This window comes from Gemmiger formicilis, from assembly GCF_024462815.1.
Lineage (GTDB): Bacteria > Bacillota > Clostridia > Oscillospirales > Ruminococcaceae > Gemmiger.
Genome location: NZ_JANGCG010000060.1, coordinates 1 through 393, shown reverse-complemented (window position 1 = coordinate 393; position 393 = coordinate 1). Strand labels below are relative to the sequence as shown.

Genomic DNA, 393 nt, shown 5'->3' with positions numbered 1-393 from the left:
AAGAAATGCGGCACAGCCCGCGTTTGGACGGCAGAGGGAATCTATCCGAGAAGTCGGTCGAGGGCTTACACAACACGCTGTGCGGCATCCTGTCGGCGGCTGTGGACGAGGGCTATTTGACCCACAATCCCGCATGGCGGTGCTATAAGCCCAAAGGAAAAAAGAAAGAACGCCCCGTAGCCGATGAGGAAACCGTAAAAAAGTTGATTACAGCTTTCGAGGGTCAGAGCATGAAATACGAAACCTATTTCAAATTAGTACTTGCCACTGGATTGCGCAGGGGTGAAGCCTGTGGATTAAAATGGAGTGACATCAACTGGCGCAAACGGACGATTCATGTACAACGCGGAGTCGTGAAGTTGAGCCATCAGGAATCTATTACAAAAGACCCTA

1 protein-coding gene is annotated in these 393 nt (G+C 50.4%); it reads left to right on the top strand.

Going from position 1 to position 393, the window contains the following annotated elements; genetic code table 11:
* The coding region (locus NE623_RS14495; RefSeq protein ID WP_256273511.1) for a tyrosine-type recombinase/integrase at positions 1 to 393 on the top strand (393 nt) is incomplete at both ends.